We start from the raw sequence: 16,196 nt of genomic DNA on the forward strand, positions 1-16,196 counted from the left end.
GGTGTCACAGGGTGGCCAGCTCCGGCCAGGTAAGTACCGCCGACCCCCAGGTGAGACCGCCGCCGAACGCGGTGAGCAGTACACGGTCTCCCGCGTGCAGCCGGCCGGCGGCATGTGCGTGGTCCAGGGCGAGCGGGATGGAAGCGGCCGCGGTGTTACCGACTTCACCGATGTTGCCGATGCTCTTCTCGGGTCCGAAGCCGAGATCGTCAGCCACCCGGTTGAGGATCCGCAGGTTCGCCTGATGAGCGACCAGCCAGTCGACGTCGGCACTGCGCCACCCGGCCCGTTCCAGGACCGCGCTCGCCGATCGCGACATACGCTGCACGGCGCGCCAGAAGACTTCCTTGCCCGCCATGGAAAAGTACTGCTCGTCGGGCGCGACCGCCACGGAAGACAGCCGCTGTTGGGAACCGCCGGCCCGGACGGTGATCAGGTCGGCGCCGGTTCCGTCGCTCCCGAGGTCGAAGGGGCCGAACGCCCCGGGCTCGTCGGATTCTCCGGCACGCAGGAGCATTGCTCCGGCACCGTCCCCGAAGATGACTCCGGTGGAACGGTCGGCCGGATTCAGGATCGTGGAGAACGTCTCCGCTCCGATGACCAGGACCCGGTCCGCCGCTCCGGCGGAGATGAGGCCCACCGCGGTGGCGAGACCGTAGACGAATCCAGTGCAGACGGCGGAGACGTCGAACGCGGCGACTCCGGTCATTCCGAGCTTGGTGGCGACCGTCGGGGCGGTGGCCGGGCAGGGCCGGTCCGGCGTGGTGGTGGCGACCACCACCGTGTCCGCGAGGTCAGTGCCCGCGGACTTCAACGCCCTCGCGCCGGCGCCGGCCGCCAGATCGGACGTGGTGGTGCCCTCGGCCGCGAAGAAACGCTGACCGATCCCCGTACGGGTGCGGATCCACTCATCAGAGGTGTCCAGCCGGGCTGTCAATTCCTCGTTGGAGACCGCCCTGGGCGGCAGGCAGCTGCCGATTCCGGCCAGCACGGCGGCCCGGCTCACCGGCTGTCACCGGGGTGAGTGGGAACCGCTGGGAGCGCGGGGCTGTTGCGGCGTGGGAACACGGTCGTCTGCTCCTCGCATCCAGGTCGTGGTGCTTCGGTGCCGCCCACTCTGGTCCCGGGGACTGACGGGAAGCTGACCGGAAGCTGACGAGTTCCACCGGCCGTGACCGGCCCGAACCACGTCAGTGTCCGGTCAGCTTCCCGTCAGTCCGGAGCGCGAGGATGCAGCAGCAGGACACGACCGACGGCGCACCCGGAAGCGGTGGCGCGATGTCACTCAGGAACGGAGACCCTTCATGGCAGCACGTATCCTCACCCCACGACGCCTCGCGGGAACGCTCGGTGCGACGGTGGCGATCAGTACCCTCTTGGTCCGGTCCCGGGGTGGCGGCGATCCGCTCGGTGACCTGGCGTTCTCCGACGGAGAACCCGTTCGGGGCGGCGTCGCCCGGTTGCTCGCTCCCCGGCGCATAGGTGGCGCGGTGCTCGTCGCCTGCGCCGTCTACCCCCTGTACCGCCGTCGCGCCTCACGGGGATCCGATGTGCTGCTGAGTGGCGCCGGCGGATACGAGAACTGAGGGGATTCCCATGTCGTTCACCGTTCCGGGCAGACAACTGGCGGACCTGGAGGAACAGGTCCGGACGGCACTGCTGACCGGAGATGACAGTGCTCTGGACGTCCTCGGTTACGGCGAGGTGACTCTCGTCCTGCGACTACGCACAGCCCGGGGCGCGTTCGCCTGCAAACGGCTGCCCGTCTTCCCCTCCCGCGCCCGGTTCGAGCGCTACCGAAGGACACTCGACGAGTACCTCGTGCGGCTGCGGGAGGGCGGAGTGCGCGTCGCCGACACCGAGTTGTGGCACATGACGCGGCCGTCGGGAGAGATCGTGGCTTACTGCGTACAGGAGGCTCTGCCGTCGAACCGTCTGTGCTCCGCGCTCATGCACAGTGCGGGCGAAGCGTGGGCCCGGGAGTTCTTCGAGCGCTTCCTCGACAGTGTCGAACGCGCGGTGCGACCCGAAGCGGGCCTGGACGGACAGGCCAGCAACTGGATGGATGTGGACGGCGATCTGGTCTACCTGGATGTCACCACTCCGCTGCTGCGTGATGCGCGCGGCCGGGAACGACTCGACGTCCGGCTGTTCTTCACCTCGCTCCCTTGGATACTGCGTGATGTGGTGCGGCTGTCGATGACCAGGTCGATCTTCGACAAGTTCTACGGGACACGCGGCGTCGTCCTGGACTTCCTCGGGAACCTGCACAAGGAGCGGCTCGACGCGCTGATCCCGGCATTCGTCGCCCAGGCCAACAGGCGTCTGGCCGAGCCGATCACCGAGGCGGAGGTGGCTGCCTACTACGGTGGTGACGCCCGCATGTGGGAGTTGATCCAGCGGTTGCGCAAGGCCGACCGGTTCTGGCACCGCAGGATCCGGCGGCGGCCGTATCCCTTCCTTCTGCCTTCGGTCGCCAACCGGTGACGAGTGCTCTGGTGCCTGGCGCTGCAGAGCCGGTACCGCCGCTCGGCGGGGGTGTGACCCTCGACCCGGCACGTCCCTTGCAGCTGCGGCACGCACGGGGCCCCCTCACCCTCGCGGTGGTCTCCATCGCGTGGCTCCGCTCACAAGGTGAGGACACCCACTCGGCGCTCTCGGAGCGTCATCTGTGCGCCGAGGAGATCGCCCACGCGGCGACGCTGCCGCTCGCCAAGAGGCGTATCGAGTGGCTCGCCGGCCGACTCGCGATCAAGCACGGCGTCTGCGCCTACCGGCAGCGGAGCGCCGGCTTCTCGATGAGAACGGCCGACGTCCGGGTCCGGGCCGTCGAGAACGGTGTTCGCGCGGGGAAGCCGGTGGTGAACGTCCCGGTCGAAGTGGGTCTGTCGCACTCCGCCGACTTCGCCATCGCCGCGTGCGGACCCCGGGAGATCGGCATCGATCTGGAACGGAGCCGGGCGATGTCGCCGCTTCTTGAGGATCTGCTCGCTTTCGACACCGACTCACGAGGCGCTCACGGCGGCGGACGGCTGCAGCGGATGCCGGTGCCTCTGCGCTGGGCCTGCAAGGAGGCGGTGCTCAAGCACTTCGGCGTCGGGTTGCGCGTCGACAGCCGTGAGGTGGTCCTGACCGGTTGGCGGGCCGACGGTCGGTTCTCGTGGACGGCCAGTCCGGAACTGCGGCGGCGGATTCCGGATGCGGCGGGTCCGCACTTCGAAAGCTGGGCACGGGAGATCGACGGATACGCCCTGGCCATGGTCTGGCGCCAGGAGCCTTAGTGGAGGATGTCTGATGCAGCAATCCCCGGCACCGCGGACGCCCGCCCGCCCACCGCGCCCGCCCGGCTTCACGGAGGCGTTGCGTGAGGCCGCAGCCATCGCGGCGCTCAGTCCGTCGTCGCACAACTGCCAGCCGTGGGCGCACGCGCTGCTGAGCAGCTCCGGTGCCCGCGCGGCCGCTGCCCGTCTGCTCGGGGGCGACGATGAGGAGGAGACAGCCGAATATCTGGTGCTGGCGCTCGACCACGAGCGCCGGCTCGGAGCTCTGCCCGCGCACGCCGTCGAGATGCAACTGAGCTGCGGTGCGTACTGGCAGCTGCTGCTGTGCGCGCTGGACGCGCAGGGGTGGGTGCTCGACGCTCTGCGGTTCGGCGACGACGAGGGACACCTCACGGAGCTGTTCGGTGACGGGTGCCCCAGGACGTGGTCGCTGTTGAGTGTGGCGCGCCTGCGCCGGATCGAGGGGGACGGAGGTACCGGTGCGGAGCTGGCCGGGTTGCGCGCCACCGCTGCGGCGCGGCGGACCAACCGTGCTCGGTACCATGAAGGCCTCGTCGACCCGGCCGTACTGCGCGGGCTCACCGCACCCTGCGGAGCGGCGGCGTCCGGCGCATTGGTGACGGTCCGTCATCTGCGGTCCGGATTCGAGCGGGGGAGACTGGCCGACTTCGTGGCCGGCCACGGAGGCCGCGACTTCGCGCATGAAGAGGCCTGGCGCGAGACGCACTCCTTCATCCGCTGGAGCCACATCGAGGCTCGGGTCAGCGGGGACGGGTTCACGCTCGCCCAGCTCTTCGGGCCGCTGTCGCGGGCACGTCACCGGCTCATGCGCACGGCGCTTGCCCCGTCGACCATGCGCCTGCTGAGTCGCGTCGGCTACCAGAACTTCCTCGCACGGCAACTCGCCGCGATGGTGCGGCCCACCTCCGTCGTGGTGGCCATGAGCCTTCGCGATGACGAGCCGAGCTTGGCCGACGTCCTTCAGGGCGGCGCGATGCTCGCCGAGTACTGGCTGCGAGCCACACGCGCCGGACTGGCACTGCACCCTGTCAGCGTCGTCCTGCAGCACGAGGATGTCCGGCTCGGCCTGCAACGACGTCTCGGTCTCACCGGCCGGGTGTTCTTCCTGAGCCGGCTTGGTTACCCGACCGTAGAGTTTCCGCCCTCTCCGCGTCATTTCAATTCTTCGACCCGAACGATCTGAACCCTCCGCCCTGGCGCCGCTAATCGACCGCTTAGTCCGTGCTACGGCCAACTCGGGCCTTCGTCCTTCGTGCTAGCCTCAAGTCCCGGCACGGGCGCCGGGATTCCCGGTACCAAGGGAGCTGCACTGGCGTAGGCGTGTCGGCACGGTAGGTGCGCAAAAGAAACGGATGATCGGGTTCATTCACGGGGGTGTGAATGGGTAACGGATCGTGCTGGGCGGATTCACTCGTCCAGCGCCCCCGCGCCGCATGTTTTGTCGAATGGTCAACCAATTCCACCATGGGTTGGTCTCGTGATGGGTCCCGGGGCGGGTCGGCCGATCGGTCCGGCGGTGGGTGCTCGTGGAGGCAGATCCGAGTCGGGGCCATCTCCCGCTTCGCGGTTCCTGGCGGTCGCTCATGATCGCGCGCGTATTGATTTGCTGCAACAAGTCAATAATATGCGGAGGGTTGCGAGCGTTGATCGCCCAGCGCGATGACATGGAAGTGGTCGCTGATGTCACCGGGGCCCGGGTGTTGGCGGCGGTGGAAAAGTGGAGCCCGCAGATTGTCCTCGTCGTGTCTCCGGCGTTGACCATTGATGACAAGGGCGTACTTTCCAAGCTCGCCACATTGTCGAAGGTCCTTCTGATAGCCAAGACCGAGAATACCCACCGCTCGTTAGAGGCGATTGGCGTGGGTGTTCGGGCAGTTCTCTCGCCAGAAAGTTCCTCCGATGAACTGCTGCAGGTGCTGCACATGGTAATCGAGGGGGATACGTTGGTGATCCCGGTCGCCGCACAGGGCAGCATCGACACGAGCGGCACTCCGCGTACGTCCGACCTGGCACTGCGATTGGTCGGGACCCTCACCCCCCGCGAGGCAGAGGTCATGATCCTTGTCGCCAGGGGAAGCTCGAACGCCGATATCGCCGCCAAACTGTCGGTTTCCGCGGCCACGGTGAGGTCGCACGTCCATCACCTCCTCACCAAGCTTGAGGTGGGAACACGAGCCCAGGCGGTCGCTGTCGCCTATGAGACCGGACTCGTCACAGTCCTGGAGCAAGGCTTCAAGTGAGGTTTGCACCCTGCGCCGCGACACTCCTGAAAATGGATCCTGGTCCATGGGCGGAAGGTCCCGAAGAGGGGCGTTCGTCGAAAAGTCCGACCCGACACGCTCGCCGCGATGCCCGTCCGGACAAGGGGATGTGGATCTCGGCAGCGAGCGCGAACAGAGGGGGGGTGGCCTGCGCCGGAGATCTCTGCCCGGCCTCGGAGGTCCAGGCGGCGTAGCCTGGGAGAAGAGGAGAGATTCGTCGCGATCTCATCGAGCCGCCTGCCGCGAGTGCGGTCGGCGACGCCCCGCCTCCCGCTCCGGCCCGATGGCGAGGAGGAGTGATGTCCGTCGCAGAGCTGGACGCAGTTGAGCAGGAGGCGTTCGCGGGCCGCATGATCCAGATGGTGAATGACGCCTGCCTGGGGATGATGACGGGTCTGGGGCACGAGAGTGGTCTGTTCGACACGATGGCCGGGATGCCGCCGGCTCGGAGTGAGGAGATCGCCCTGGCGGCCGGGCTGAACGAGCGCTACGTGCGGGAGTGGCTCGGCGCGATGGTGGTCGGCCGGGTGGTCGACTACGTGCCGGAGCACGGCACCTACGTCCTGCCGCCCGAGCACGCCGCTTCCCTCACTCGGGCGGCCGGGCCCGACAACCTGGCCCGCATCGCGCAGGATCTCAGCATGATGGGCGAGGTCGAGCAGCAGGTGCTGGAGGCGTTCCGCACCGGGAGCGGCGTTCCGTACTCCGCCTACCCCCGGTTCCAGGCTCTTCAGGCAGAGGAGTCCGGGGAGGTGTACGACCTGGCGCTGGTGAACGCGATCGTCCCGCTCGTGCCGGGCCTGCCCGAGCGGCTGCGCACCGGCATCGACGCTCTGGACATCGGCTGCGGCCAGGGCCACGCGGTCAACGTTCTGGCCGCAGCGTTCCCCGCGAGCCGCTTTCATGGGCTGGACATGTCCGAGGGGGGCATCGCGGCGGCGCGCGCCGAAGCCGCCGAGCTGGGACTTGCCAACGTGGAGTTCCAGGTCGGTGACTGCGCCGCGCTGACCGGCTCCTACGACCTGATCACGGCATTCGACGTCATCCACGACCTCGCCCGGCCCACGCAGACGCTCGCCGCGATCGCCGGCGCACTGAACGACGACGGGGTGTTCCTGATGGGCGACATCGCCGCGTCCAGCCGGCTGGAGGAGAACACCGACCACCCGCTGGGCCCGGCGCTCTACACCTTCTCAACGTTCTACTGCATGAGCGTCTCGCTCAGCGAAGGCGGAGAGGGCCTGGGAACCGTGTGGGGCGAGGAGACCGCGCGGCGGATGCTCACCGAAGCCGGTTTCAACCAGGTCGACACGCAGCGGGTCGAGGGCGACATCCTCAACGTCTACTACGTGGCGCGCCGCTGACGGCCAGGGCGCACGCGACGCGAGATCGGTGTTGCGATGACCGACCGGGTGAGGACGGCGAGTTCTCCTTCGAACCCGGCGGCGCCTACCGGACCAACGTCAAGGGCGAAAATCGCGCCGCCGGGCGCTTCCTCGAACTCGACCCGCCCAAGCGCGTGGTCTTCACCTGGGGCTGGGAGACCGGCGACATGCCCGTCCCGCCGGACTCCACGACCGTAGAGATCACCCTGTAGCCGGACGGCGAGGGAACCCTGCTGCGCCTGTCCACCACGACCTGCCGGCGCAGGCCCGCTCGCCCCACGAGGAGGGCTGGGCCCACTACGTCGAGCGGCTGGCGGTACGCGCCGAAGGCGGCGACCCCGGCCCCGACCGCTGGGTGGAGAACGCCCCCGTCTGAGCGGCCTGGCAGTGCGTCCAACGCTGCCGGCCCTCGCAAGGAGTGGCAGACGGTGACGCGCGTCCTGGTGACCAGGATGACGGGAAGGGCAACTGCCGCCATGTACCTGGTGCGCATCCACCATGGAGGAAACTGCCACGAGCACTGGGACCAACTGGGTTAAGAGTAGTGTCTCGGCGGTGGGTGGTATCGGGAGGGTGAACGCGCTGCGGGAGTCTTTCTTGTCGCTGGTGTCGGGGTAGCTGAGCTGTGACATGCGCGCCGATGGGAGTGGGCTGGGCGTTTGGCCAGTGTGTTTCAGAAGTGCAAGGTCGATAAGAGGAGTAAGTGCTACCCCTGTGTCCGGTCGCGTTGCGGGCATAGCTGGACGGTTCGGTATCGCGAGCCCGGCGGTCGCAGTGGGCGTCAGCGGGAAGTGTCGTTCCGCCGCAAGGCGCTGGCCGATGGTTTCGCGGCCAGGGTGGAGAGTGACAAGGTTCTCGGTATCTACATCGGTGTTACCGGATGGAAGAAGCCGCTGGCCGAGGTGTACCGGGAGTTCATTGACTGCGGCGACCGTGCCAGGACCACCCGGTGCCAGTACGAGGCGAGTCTTCGCTGCCATATCGAGCCGTATTTCCGCGGCAGGCCCATCGGTTCGGTCAAGGCCAAGGACATCCGGGCGTGGCTGGTGTGGATGGTGGAGGAGCGGGGCTATGCCCGGAGCACCGCCTATAGCCGGTATGGGATTTTGCGCGGGGTCTTCGGGTTCGCCGTCGCCAACGACTACCTGGCCAAGGACCCGTGCCGGCAGGTGCGGTGGGGGAGCCGGTACGGCCGGCGCGGAGTTCGCAGGGTGATCCGGCTGCCGTCGCTGAGCGAGATCGCCGCCATCGCGGAACATCTTCCCGGCCCGTACCGGTTGGTGGTGTGGTTGATGGCCGGGTGCGGGCTGCGGATCGGCGAGGCGAGCGCGGTCTCGTTGGAGCAGTTCGACTTCGCGGCCGGCACGCTGTGCGTCGACCGTCAGATCGCGCAGGACGGCGAGGAACACCTGCCTGGGGTGCGTGGGCGACGGGTCCTGCCCAAGGGGCGGGGGAGGGCGCACCGGATCCGCCACCTCAAATGGCGGGAGCAGGACGAGGGGCGGCTGGTGCCGGTGCCTTTGAGCATTGCGGCCAAGGTCCGCGAGCATGTCCGCTGCTATGGGACCTTCCGTGTCGAGGACGGGCTGAACCGGCTTGTGGGGGACTATCTGTTCGCCAATCTTGGGCGGACCAACATTCTGATGTACTCGCTCATCAGCCGGCTCTGGCACGCCGCCCGGTGCGCCGCGGGGATCGTGAGGGAGATCACTCCGCATTGGCTGCGGCACTTCTTCGCCTCCGCCGGCCTCGCGAAGGGGGTTCCGGTGACGGACATGGCCGAGTGGCTCGGCCATCGCGACTCCCGCACCACGCACCGGACGTACGCACACGTCATGCCCGATGCGCCGGAGCGCCTGCGAACCGTCATGGACTCCATCTTCACCCTCGAGGCCGAGGTGAACCTTCCGCTCGAGTTCGAGGCAGTCCATGAGGCCGCGTTCGCAGTGAAGTACTGAGCCTCACCCTGGGACGCCTCGGTCCTTCGCCCGCTGGCGTGGGTGTCGGGGCACGAGGGGACAGAGGGGCTGGCGTGTTCGTTCGTTTCACTCGATGGGGTGAGGAACCGGCCTTGGGCGGCGTAGGGGCCGCGCTGGTGGAGAGGCTGAAGAGCAAGGTGGTTCGGAACGCTCCGTGATCGGTCCTCGCCTGCTGCCGGGCTCGGCGGCAAACGCTGCGGCGCGGCCCAGCCAGCACAACCTCAGCACGCCAAGATCCCTGTGCTGGATCCGTGCTGACTGCGACGGCCCGGATCATGGAAACCCGCAGGTCCTAGCTCTCTTCGAATGAGTGGTCGTACCACTCGATGGTGGTGCCGATCAGGCTCGCGGCGACGATGCGCTTGAGGGACGAAGGTGTGGGTGGAGCGGATGCCGAGGCAGCCATGGTCACCACTTCCGAGCGGGGACGGGGACGATTCGATGTCGCCACACCGTAGGAAGCCGCTGGTCAGGCGCACATGTGGTGGGACACCACACTTTCGGGGCCGGGTGTCCGCGCGGCAGCCATGCGCGGCATCGCAGGCCAGGCCGGCGCCTTCCGGCGGCGCTGGACGCCCCGCTGCAGAGATGCGACTTTTGGCATACTTCGACGGCACGGTGCTGGCTCCCGCGCTGGTTCGGTGCTGACTACGGAGCAACGATGGCCATGCGAACGGCTGTGCCACTACCGGCAGGAGTAGTCGAAAGTGGCGGCGATGCCTCGCCAGTCCGGGGTTGTGATCCACAGAGTGGTCGTGGCACGGAATGTGCCGTGACCCACCACGGTCCACAGTTCGGGAAGTTGCACCTGGTGCTCCCCGGGGCGGACGTACTGCTTCTGGGGGCCGCTGTCCGTGCCGTCACTGCGCGCCCAGTGGTAGGAGATGTTTCCGCCCCATCCGTTGGTCCGGACCGTGGCGGTGACGGTTTCCGTGCCGCCGCAGGTCACCCGGGCGGGTGCGGAGGCGACCGAGACGGAGTCGATACCGAGGGGTGCGCCGAGCCGCTCCCACAGCAGGAACGCCAGCACGGCCAGCAGTACCACTCCCGCCAGGGTGTAGCGGCGGAGCCTGCGCCGGGGCTTCATCCGTGCGGGGGCGGTGGCTGGTTCGCCGTGCCACGCCGCGGCCACCTCCGGTGCCGTGTGCGTGGGCACGCCCGGGCCGAAGCGCAGTAGCTTGTCGGGGGCGGGGCTGGGGGCGGGTTCGTGCACCGTCGCACTCAGCGCCGGCACGTACCCGTCGGGAAACCGGGGCGTGGCGGCCTCCGACGCCGACAGGTCCTCCGGTTCACGGCGCAGACGCACGGTGTCGTGCTCCACCGGGCGCGCGTCCTGCGGTTCGTTCTGAGAGGTCATGGCTTCGGACACCCTTCGTCACCTGATGACTGGCGTCGTCGTCGACGGCGGGGACGGGGACACGGGCGCCAGGTCATCAGGCGTTGGGAGCACCACCAGTTGAGCCGGGGCTCTGCGTCCGGAACTCTGCCCAACCGCCCGGAAGGTGTAGTTACCGGGCGGCAGGAGTTCCGAGACCTGGTCCGTGAAGTTTCCGTCGCCGTCCGCGGTTGACGGGCCATCGAAGTTCGCGCCGGTCGCCTCGTTGGTCATGACCACCGTTTCGCCGGGTTCGAAACCCGAACCGCTCGCGGTGAAACCACTGCCATAGGGGACGGTCGACGAAGAGAACGTCAGCGTGACCGGTGTACTCGAGGTGGGCCCACCGGTCGTCCCTTCCGTGGTGGACCCGTCCGTACTCGTCCCACCCGACGTGGACCCTTCCGTGGTGGACCCGTCCGTACTCGTCCCACCCGACGTGGACCCTCCCGTGGTGGATCCGCCCGCGCTCGTCCCACCCGACGTGGACCCTCCCGAGGTGGATCCGCCCGTGGTCGTCCCACCAGTCGTCGTGCCGCCCGGGGTCGCCCCACCGGAGGTCGCCCCACCCGTCGTAGACCCCCCTCCGCCCGCCGTTGAGGACCCGCCCGTCGCGGACGCACCCCCGCTCCCGCTCCCCGGGGACGTCGGAGGGGGCGTCGCACCGGCGGCGATCACCTCGAACGAAGTCGAGGCCGACCGTCCGGAACTCAGCCCGGTCACACGCATGACGTAGGAACCAGGCCGGTCCCTTTCCTTGAAGATGGCAGAGGCGTTGCCTTCGAGACCGGCCGTTGACACCGTGGACGAGACGCTTTGGCCCGGACCTGCGATGACCAGGGCGAGTACCGCCCCGCCGGGACGCTCACTCCAAGAGAAGCGCACCCCCTCCCCGGGCATGAATCCCGAGGCTGTCGCCACAAACGTCGAACCATCAGCCACGACCGACGCGGACAGTCGCAACGTAACCGCGCCGCGGGACGTGTCCCGCAGGGGGATCATGCCGGAGGCGAAACCACCCGCCAGCACTCCGAGGACAATTCCCCCGGCAATTCCACCGACGAGTAATTTTCTCTTGGGAACGATCCTGCGCACACCCTTTCGGGGCACGCGCCCGACCCTGCGGGGCTTCCCGCCGGGCAACCTGGTCTCCGCCAGCACGGTCGTATGGGTCGGCGTCACGCCCGCCGAGGGAAACAGCAGGGGCAGCAGCGCCGCCAGCGCGGCGAGCTTCCGCTGCCCGCGCTCCTCCCAATCCTGCCCGTACGTCGCCCCGGCCACCGCCTCCAGTTCCTGGACGAAGGCCATCGCGCTGGGCGGACGGTCGCTCACCGCCTTGGCCAGACCCCGCCGGATCAGTGGCCGGACCGCAGCCGGCGCCAGCACGGCGGGAATGGGAGCCACCCGGTGCTGCACCGCCAGCTCGACGAACGTCGTCCCGCCGTAAGGCCGCATGCCGGTGAGACATTCGAAGAACGTCGCCGTCGCGGCGTAGACGTCCGCCGCAGGGGACGCCGGGTCGCCGATCCACTGCTCGGGAGCCATGTACGGCGGCGTGCCCGCGACGCCGCCGTTCTGCCCACTGGGGACAGCGATGCCGAAATCCACCAGCTTCGACCAACCGTTCCCTGCCACCAGGACGTTCTCGGGCTTGTAGTCCCGGTGCACGACACCCACCCCGTGCGCGGCCGCCAGACCGAGCAGGGAGCCCTTGAGCACCACCAGCGCGGCCTCCGGGCCGGTGGCTCCCTCCTGGTGCAGCAACGCGCGCAGAGGGATGCCGTCGACCAGTTCCATGACGATCGCGACGCCCAGCGGGCCCTCCACGTACTCCCACAGCCGCACCACATGAGGCGAGACCAGGCGACCCAGCTGCTGGGCCTCCTCCCGGAACATCTCCCGGAACTCCGCCTGGGCGAGCAGTTCCTCGCTGAGGTACTTGATGGCGACCGGCGTGCCCGTCACCTCGTGGAGGGCGAGGACGACACGGCCGCTGGCCCCCGAGCCGAGCGGCCGAGTGTGGCTGTATCCCGGAACGATCCATTCCATTGACTGCCCCCGTTACTCCCCATCAGAAAGTAGCGCGAAACGCGTCACCGCGAGGCCCCCGGACCGTCACGGGTTCTCCGCCGCCGGAACATCCCGTCACACCATCAACGCGGGTTACGAACGGCACATATGATCGCGCGTCAAATCCTGCGGAGCTCGGTTGCGTCCCGCGCAGTGGTGTAGTGGCGCGATCTTGCTGAGTCTCTGCGTCGCGTGGGCCAGGCGGTCTGGTGCGGAGGCACGACCTGAGTGGTGATCGCTGCTGCACCGCTCGGCGGCACATCCCCTCCTTGCCCGGTCCGGTGACCGGAACGGGCCGTGACAGCCGCGTCCATCCGCTGCACGTGCCGACGTATCCCCGTCGGGCCACCTCGACCCGGATGCTGCCTGTGCGCGCCGGCCCCATGCCGCGTCAAGTGCGAGAGGCTGGGTCCATGACGGACATCTCTGAACTGGTCGCGCTGCTCGGTCTGGAACCCCATGTCGAGGGCGGGTGGTACCGGGAGACCTGGAAGGCCCCCGGCGAGGCGGTCCCCGCCGGGTATCCGGGGCCGCGGGCGTTCGCGACCGGCATCTACTTCCTGCTGCACCCGGGCGAGGTCTCGAAGTGGCACCGGGTGCGCTCCGACGAGCTGTGGCTGTGGCACCGCGGCGGCCCGCTGCGGATGCGGCTGGGCGGCGACGGCGAGCACCCGGACGGGGCCGGGGCCGTCGAGGCGGTGCTCGGGAGCGGGGTCGAGAACGGGGAGCGGCCGCAGTTCCTGGTGCCCGGCGGGTTCTGGCAGTCCGCCGAGCCCGCGGGCGACGAGCCGGTTCTCGTGACGTGCGTCGTCGCCCCCGGGTTCGACTTCGAGGACTTCACGCTGGAGTGACCGGGGTGAGGTGAGTGCTCCGGGGCGGGCCGCCCGCCCCGGAGCGCTCCCGGGCGGTTCAGGCGGGCGCGCCCAGTGATTCGACGGCGTTGGCCAGCGGGGTCAGCTCGGGGTTCTTCGCGGCCTCGTCGAGGGCCTCGCGCAGGGCGGCGTCGTTCGTCGGGCGGGCCTCGGCGAGGAGTTTCAGACCGGCCTCGCTGACGTTGGTGTAGATGCCGCGGCGGTCGGTCGGGCACAGATAGCGGGAGAGCAGCCCGCGGTCCTCGAGCCGGGAGACCAGCCGGGTGGTCGCGCTCTGGCTGAGGACGACGGAGTCGGCGACCTGATGCATCCGCAGGTGGCCGCCTTCGCCGTCGTGCTGGCGGCTGAGGACGTCGAGCAGTGAGTACTCGCGGACGCTCAGGTCGTGGCCCGCCTGCAGCGCCCGCTCGATGTGCGCCTCGATCCGGCCGTGCAGCAGCGACAGCGCCCACCAGCCCTGGGCGAGACCGGTGAGTGCGGGGTCGGTGGCGGTCATGGAGGGTCCCTTCTGCGGCGAGGTGCGGGCGTGAGCGCGCATACAGCACAGGATAGAGCACTACCGCGATAGCCCGCGTTTGCAATGAAACGCGTCTGCAATTATTGTGAGGTCCCGTAAGGCGCACTCGCAACGTTACTGGGAAGTGAACCCCATGCCTCTCGCACTCCTGGCCCTCGCTATCGGGGCCTTCGGGATCGGCACCACCGAGTTCGTGATCATGGGGCTCCTGCCCGAGGTCGCCGCCGACTACGGCGTCACGATCCCGACCGCCGGATTCCTGGTCACCGGCTACGCCCTCGGCGTGGTGCTCGGCGCCCCGCTGATGACCGTCCTCGGCACCCGGATCTCCCGCAAGCGCATGCTGATGCTGCTGATGGGCCTGTTCATCGCGGGCAACGTGATCTCCGCGGTCGCCCCGGTCTTCGGTGTGATGCTCGCCGGGCGCATCGTCGCCTCCCTCGCGCACGGCGCGTTCTTCGGCATCGGCGCGGTGGTCGCGGCCGGCCTGGTCGCCCCGGCGAAGAAGGCCGGAGCCATCGCGATGATGTTCACCGGTCTGACCGTCGCCAACGTGGTCGGCGTACCGCTCGGCACCCTCGTGGGCCAGAACTTCGGCTGGCGCACCACGTTCTTCGTCGTCGCGGGCCTCGGCGTCCTGGGCCTGCTCGGCATCGCCAAGCTGCTGCCGGAACAGCCCCGGCCCGAAGGCGTACGGCTGCGCCACGAGCTGGCGGCCTTCCGCAACGTCCAGGTGCTGCTCGCGATGGCGATGACCGTCCTCGGTTTCGGCGGGGTCTTCGCCGCCATCACCTACATCACCCCGATGATGACCGACGTCGCGGGCTTCGCGGACACCTCCGTCACCTGGCTGCTGGTCCTGTTCGGCCTCGGCATGGTCGGCGGCAACCTGATCGGCGGCCGGTACGCCGACCGCCGCCTGATGCCCATGCTGTACGTGACGCTGGGCTCCCTCGCGGTCGTCCTGACGCTGTTCACCTTCACCGCCCACAACAAGGTCGCGGCCGCCGTCACCATCCTGCTGATCGGCGCCCTGGGCTTCGCGACCGTCCCGCCGCTGCAGAAGCGGGTCCTGGACCAGGCGGCCGGTGCCCCGACCCTCGCCTCCGCCGTGAACATCGGCGCCTTCAACCTCGGCAACGCCCTCGCGGCCTGGCTCGGCGGCATCGTCATCGCCTCGGGCCTCGGCTACACCGCGCCCAACTGGGTCGGCGGCGCGCTCGCCGCCGCGGCGCTGGTGCTCGCGATCGTGTCGGGCTCCCTGGAGCGCCGGACCACCGCCCGCGGCCGGCTCACCGCCGACAGCGTGCCCGCCGCCTCCGCCGCGCCCACGCCGACCGTCGAGCGGGAGCCGGTGTCCGTTCCGGCCCACCTCTGAACCATCCCGTTTCCCACCGCGGGACCCCACCCGCCCCGCCCCGTCATCGCACCACCCCACTGAGGAGAACCACCCCATGAGCACCACCACCCCCACCGCTGTCTTCCCGCTGACCATCCAGGACGCCGAGACCCTCGTCGAAGCCGCCCGTGCGGCCGCGGAGACCGCCGGAGTACCGGTCAGCGTCAGCGTCCTCGACGCCGGCGGGCACCTGCTGGCCTTCCGGCGCGACGACCGCGCGGTGCTGATCTCCGGCGAGACCAGCACCCGCAAGGCGTTCACCGCCCTGCAGTTGAACGCGCCGACCGCGGACCTGGTCGAGGCGGTCCAGCCCGGCGCCCCGTTCCACACCCTGCCGACCGCCCTCGACCGGCCGCTGCTGTTCATCGCGGGCGGCGTGCCCGTCCACCGCGGCGGGCGCCTGATCGGTGCGATCGGCCTCGGCGGCGGCGCCCCCGAGCAGGACCACGGCATCGCCGTCACGGCGCTGCGCGCCCTCGGCGACGTGGCCTGACCTCTGCCGGCGGACAGCACGGTGGGCCGCCCCGGATCAGGAGCGGACCACCGTGCCGTCCGCCGACCGGAGGCCGGCGGGTCGTCAGCTCAGCACTCGCGCAGGCCCGGTGCGGGGTCCACCGGCGTCTTGACGCTCACGGCCGGCACGTTGCCCCACTGGCCGTTGTCGAGCTGCGTCCAGTACCAGATGTCGTTGCCGCCCCCGTGCCGGTCGCCGTGGCCCCAGCACTGGAACCAGCTGAACGTCGAGTTCAGCTGTCCCCTGACCGCGGAATTGTACGAACGGTCGGCGTACCCCTTCGCTCCGGCCGCGTTCCCGCAGTGCAGGCGGCCGTCCGCCCAGATGCTGCAGTCGGCGGCGGCCCTGGCGTGCGGGGCGGGTGCGGCGGGCGCGGCCGAGGCGGGGACGGCCGCCGTCAGCCCCGCGGTGAGAGCGGTGGCGGCCAGCGCGAGGACGAACCTGCTGCGTGCGGACATGACTCCTCCAGATGATGGGTGCGGGTGGTGCGTGGGGTGAGGTGGAACGTGAGGTCCGGGGCGG

The 16,196-nt window shown here is 69.4% G+C and carries 16 protein-coding genes; 11 read left to right on the forward strand and 5 right to left on the reverse strand.

The window, feature by feature from the left end; translation table 11 throughout:
* Nucleotides 1-4: 4 nt before the first annotated feature.
* Nucleotides 5-1,006, reverse strand: coding sequence for a beta-ketoacyl-ACP synthase III (locus G3I60_RS24320; protein WP_138353981.1), 1,002 nt, complete (start codon nt 1,004-1,006; stop codon nt 5-7).
* A 298-nt stretch (nt 1,007-1,304) separates the two neighbouring features.
* Between G3I60_RS24320 and G3I60_RS24325 the strand changes: the two genes are divergently transcribed.
* The 8 genes from G3I60_RS24325 to G3I60_RS45655 all read left to right on the forward strand — a co-directional run bounded on the left by G3I60_RS24325 (nt 1,305) and on the right by G3I60_RS45655 (nt 8,906).
* Nucleotides 1,305-1,586 carry a hypothetical protein gene (locus G3I60_RS24325; RefSeq protein WP_138353980.1) on the forward strand — a complete coding sequence of 94 codons (282 nt, stop codon included), beginning with the start codon at nt 1,305-1,307 and terminating at the stop codon, nt 1,584-1,586.
* Between the two features lie 10 nt (nt 1,587-1,596).
* Complete coding sequence (locus G3I60_RS24330) at nt 1,597-2,487, forward strand: DUF6206 family protein (protein ID WP_164295878.1); 891 nt, start codon at nt 1,597-1,599, stop codon at nt 2,485-2,487.
* An 11-nt stretch (nt 2,488-2,498) separates the two neighbouring features.
* Entirely contained in the window at nt 2,499-3,281 is a 783-nt protein-coding gene (locus tag G3I60_RS24335) for a 4'-phosphopantetheinyl transferase superfamily protein (RefSeq protein WP_244809029.1), read from the forward strand.
* A 13-nt stretch (nt 3,282-3,294) separates the two neighbouring features.
* Complete coding sequence (locus G3I60_RS24340) at nt 3,295-4,485, forward strand: RedV protein (protein WP_138353978.1); 1,191 nt, start codon at nt 3,295-3,297, stop codon at nt 4,483-4,485.
* A gap of 460 nt (nt 4,486-4,945) precedes the next feature.
* Nucleotides 4,946-5,542: a response regulator transcription factor gene (locus G3I60_RS24345; RefSeq protein ID WP_239070176.1), complete on the forward strand. Its 597-nt coding sequence runs from the start codon at nt 4,946-4,948 to the stop codon at nt 5,540-5,542.
* A gap of 320 nt (nt 5,543-5,862) precedes the next feature.
* Nucleotides 5,863-6,927, forward strand: coding sequence for a methyltransferase domain-containing protein (locus tag G3I60_RS24350; RefSeq protein WP_138353976.1), 1,065 nt, complete (start codon nt 5,863-5,865; stop codon nt 6,925-6,927).
* Complete coding sequence (locus G3I60_RS45650; RefSeq protein WP_244809028.1) at nt 6,816-7,160, forward strand: SRPBCC domain-containing protein; 345 nt, start codon at nt 6,816-6,818, stop codon at nt 7,158-7,160. The genes G3I60_RS24350 and G3I60_RS45650 overlap by 112 nt, the downstream gene beginning before the upstream one ends.
* A 579-nt stretch (nt 7,161-7,739) precedes the next feature.
* Nucleotides 7,740-8,906 (forward strand): tyrosine-type recombinase/integrase, encoded by a 1,167-nt coding sequence (locus G3I60_RS45655; protein WP_164295879.1) that lies wholly within the window; start codon nt 7,740-7,742, stop codon nt 8,904-8,906.
* 706 nt (nt 8,907-9,612) lie between these two features.
* Here the strand turns inward: G3I60_RS45655 and G3I60_RS24370 are convergent.
* The gene (locus tag G3I60_RS24370; protein ID WP_164295881.1) at nt 9,613-10,284 is read right to left on the reverse strand and encodes a hypothetical protein; all 672 of its coding nucleotides are present in this window, start codon (nt 10,282-10,284) and stop codon (nt 9,613-9,615) included.
* Between the two features lie 18 nt (nt 10,285-10,302).
* Entirely contained in the window at nt 10,303-12,351 is a 2,049-nt protein-coding gene (locus G3I60_RS45660; RefSeq protein WP_239070177.1) for a serine/threonine-protein kinase, read from the reverse strand.
* A gap of 434 nt (nt 12,352-12,785) precedes the next feature.
* On the opposite strand from G3I60_RS45660, the gene G3I60_RS24380 reads away from it, so the two are divergent.
* Nucleotides 12,786-13,223: a cupin domain-containing protein gene (locus G3I60_RS24380; RefSeq protein ID WP_164607712.1), complete on the forward strand. Its 438-nt coding sequence runs from the start codon at nt 12,786-12,788 to the stop codon at nt 13,221-13,223.
* Between the two features lie 58 nt (nt 13,224-13,281).
* On the opposite strand, the gene G3I60_RS24385 is transcribed toward G3I60_RS24380, so the two are convergent.
* Nucleotides 13,282-13,740: a MarR family winged helix-turn-helix transcriptional regulator gene (locus G3I60_RS24385; protein ID WP_138354026.1), complete on the reverse strand. Its 459-nt coding sequence runs from the start codon at nt 13,738-13,740 to the stop codon at nt 13,282-13,284.
* Nucleotides 13,741-13,894: 154 nt separating this feature from the next.
* On the opposite strand from G3I60_RS24385, the gene G3I60_RS24390 reads away from it, so the two are divergent.
* Together G3I60_RS24390 and G3I60_RS24395 are read left to right on the forward strand one after the other, a co-directional pair.
* Complete coding sequence (locus G3I60_RS24390) at nt 13,895-15,139, forward strand: MFS transporter (RefSeq protein ID WP_164607714.1); 1,245 nt, start codon at nt 13,895-13,897, stop codon at nt 15,137-15,139.
* Between the two features lie 76 nt (nt 15,140-15,215).
* A complete protein-coding gene (locus G3I60_RS24395) occupies nt 15,216-15,653 on the forward strand; it encodes a heme-binding protein (RefSeq protein WP_164295887.1) in 438 nt (145 codons plus the stop codon).
* Between the two features lie 89 nt (nt 15,654-15,742).
* On the opposite strand, the gene G3I60_RS24400 is transcribed toward G3I60_RS24395, so the two are convergent.
* Nucleotides 15,743-16,132, reverse strand: a complete 390-nt coding sequence (locus G3I60_RS24400; RefSeq protein WP_138353971.1) for a hypothetical protein — start codon at nt 16,130-16,132, stop codon at nt 15,743-15,745.
* Nucleotides 16,133-16,196: the final 64 nt, after the last annotated feature.

It is taken from the genome of Streptomyces sp. SID13666, from assembly GCF_010548325.1.
Lineage (GTDB): Bacteria > Actinomycetota > Actinomycetes > Streptomycetales > Streptomycetaceae > Actinacidiphila > Actinacidiphila fildesensis.